Consider the following 2,997-nt stretch of genomic DNA (forward strand, 5'->3'; position numbering starts at 1 on the left):
GTCGGGCACCCCTCCAAGGAGGGGATTTTATTCCCTAAAGCCTAAAGCCTAAAGCCCAAAGCCTACCCTCTACCCTCTACCCTCTACCCTCTACTATAAAAAAATCCCACCCTAAATCCGGGTGGGGGATGAACGTAGGCGGAATCCGATCGATTAGCAATTAGTTAGTAATAACCATTGTTGTAGCGATCGCCACCTTCGTTAAAGGTATCATCGGTAGAAGTGAGGGTAAACTTGTCGAGGTTAGCATTGAGCATTTCTTTTTGCTTTTCGCTTAAGCCAGGAATATTCAACACGTCTTCGACCGTTTTGTAGGGAGCATTGTCCACTACTTTACGAGCGATGCTAGGGTAGAGACCGGGATACTTACGAAACGATCGCACGTTCGTATTATTAAGGTCGATTTTCTTACCAAATTCTGTGCCTAGTTTACTATCGGCACTATTGACAATGACTTCGCCAGTTGCTGTTTCAGCAGCCAAAACCAGGGAGCTATTCCAACTAGCTGCCATTGCTTGGGGCACGATCCCAACTAAACAAGTCAAGCACAGACTCAAGGCAACGAGCAGACGGGCAAACCGTTTCATAAAATTTATTTTTCCTAACACAGCATCTTAATTCTCCATCATTTTACCTTAATCGGGGATCTGGATGGGAGTGGATAGTGGATAGTGGACAGTGAATAGTGAATAGACTACAGTTCCTAACATACCTAGAGAGTACATAGGGTAGGGAGTGGATCGTGGATCGTGAGAAAAAGTAGCAAGCATCCTTTTCTCCTTTACCCTGAAACCTCTAGATTTAACCCTCCACTATCCACTATCCACTATCCCCTATTCCCTCTTCCAACTCACCTTCGGCAAGATCTGCGATCGATCGACGCGATGTTGGTATTTGACGGCAAAATTGAGGAGGGAGTCTAGGAGTGAATCGGACAGGAAATGTGGTTGGAGTCCAAGATTGAGGAGATTGGTATTTTTGGGGTTAAAGTAGTGAGACTCGGCTTCGATCCGGGGATTGTCGATCGTGTCGATATTGACATCCAATCCCAGCGTAATCCCGGCTTGCTTGACTTTCAGCGCTAGGTCATTGATGCTAAATAGCTCGGTAAACTGGTTGAAAACGCGAAATTCGCCTGGTTTGGCGGGAGTGAGGATCGCGAGTTCGACGCATCTAACGGTATCGCGGATATCTAGGAAGGCGCGAGTTTGTCCGCCTTTACCATACACCGTCAGCGCATGTCCGATCGCCGCTTGAATGCAGAAGCGATTGAGCGCCGTACCATAGATGCCATCATAGTCGAGTCGGTTGATCAGCAGCTCGTCCATTCCCGTCTCTTCCGTCAGCACGCCATATACCACGCCTTGATTGAGATCCGTTGCGCGCAAACCCCAGACTTTACAGGCAAACTGGATATTGTGACTGTCGTGAACCTTGCTCAGGTGGTAAAAACTTCCCGGCTGCTTGGGATAGGGTAAGGTATCGGTGCGCCCGTTATGCTCGATCGTGATATATCCTTCTTCAATATCGATATTCGGCGTCCCATATTCGCCCATCGTCCCTAATTTCACCAGATGACAATCGGGGAAATCATCCCGCAAGGCATATAACAGGTTGAGATTGCCGACTACGTTATTTACCTGCGTCAGCACCGCATGTTCCCTGTCGATCATCGAAAAGGGAGCCGAACGCTGTTCGCCAAAATGGACTACCGCTCCCGGCTGAAATTTCTGCAAGGACTTTTGCAAGAAATCATAATTATTGATATCACCAATAAATAACTCGATCGTTTTACCCGTCAATTCTTGCCAGCGCCCAATCCGCTGATGGATCGTAGAGATCGGTGTAAGTGTCTCCACGCCTAATTCTAAATCCCAATGTCGCCTGACCAAACTATCCAAAATCCCGACATCATACCCCCGGCTGGACAGATACAGCGCAGTTGCCCAACCACAATAACCATCACCGCCAATCACCAGGACTTTCATAAATACAAAAGTAGAGTTATTAATTTTATGAGCGAGTATTCGCCCAATGTATCAGGACAAGGGCAGACAAGTAAACCGCGATCGCCAAAAATTAAGGTTTTGAGCTAGTTCTGTCAGTTGGGAGTTGACAATAATATGATGTGGTGCATATGTTTTCTGCTGGTAGTTAGTTCGTTAGGATAGTAAATAACATCACAGTTTGCCAAATCTGCTCGACTCGTTGGCGTAGCCTCTCTGCAAGAGAATCGAGTCGAGCTAGCACGCTCAGTCTGGAGGACACTACCAGAGTTAATTAGCTAGATTCGATCGAGATAAATTGGGCTAATCGCAATCCACACAAAATCTAATTATGTACGAAAAAAATACGATCGCCTCACCAGGAAAGAAGATCGATCTTCAAAATTACGATCCTGGCGACACGGGTGATTTTCATAATAAAGAGTCCGCTCAAACCAAATTGGCAGCGAATATTGTCGAATTAGCTGAGTATCAAAATATCCTTTATGCTCAAAATAAATTTGCGGTATTAATTATTTTCCAGGCGATGGATGCCGCTGGCAAAGATAGTACGATTAAGCATGTGATGTCGGGGATTAATCCCCAGGGTTGTCAAGTATATAGTTTTAAGGCTCCTTCACAAGAAGAATTAGACCATGATTACTTGTGGCGCACTCATCGATGTATGCCCGAACGCGGACGCATTGGCATCTTTAATCGATCGTATTATGAGGAAACTCTCATCGTCCGCATTCATCCCGAACTATTGCACAAACAGAATTTACCACAGCTAGATCTCAAGAAGATTTGGCAACAAAGATTTCAAGAAATCAATGACTTTGAACGGTATTTAACTAATAATGGTGTGGTCATCATCAAGTTTTTTCTACATGTCTCCAAAGCCGAGCAGAAAAAAAGATTTCTAGAGCGTATTCAAGAACCCCAAAAACACTGGAAATTTAGTGCCGACGACATCAAAGGACGCGATCGCTGGGATGATTATCAAGCAGCT

At 45.4% G+C, this 2,997-nt stretch carries 3 protein-coding genes; 1 reads left to right on the forward strand and 2 read right to left on the reverse strand.

From position 1 onward, the window contains the following. Positions 1-164: 164 nt before the first annotated feature. Together psbU and RMO52_RS08105 are read right to left on the reverse strand one after the other, a co-directional pair. Positions 165-587: a photosystem II complex extrinsic protein PsbU gene (gene psbU / locus RMO52_RS08100; RefSeq protein ID WP_310412750.1), complete on the reverse strand. Its 423-nt coding sequence runs from the start codon at positions 585-587 to the stop codon at positions 165-167. 246 nt (positions 588-833) lie between these two features. Continuing rightward, the gene (locus RMO52_RS08105) at positions 834-1,988 is read right to left on the reverse strand and encodes an NAD-dependent epimerase/dehydratase family protein (RefSeq protein WP_310412753.1); all 1,155 of its coding nucleotides are present in this window, start codon (positions 1,986-1,988) and stop codon (positions 834-836) included. Positions 1,989-2,337: 349 nt separating this feature from the next. Here RMO52_RS08105 and RMO52_RS08110 point away from each other — a divergent pair. Beyond that, the coding region (locus RMO52_RS08110) for a PPK2 family polyphosphate kinase (protein ID WP_310412756.1) at positions 2,338-2,997 on the forward strand (660 nt) is incomplete at its 3' end.

It is taken from the genome of Chamaesiphon sp. OTE_8_metabat_110 (assembly GCF_031382685.1).
Lineage (GTDB): Bacteria > Cyanobacteriota > Cyanobacteriia > Cyanobacteriales > Chamaesiphonaceae > Chamaesiphon.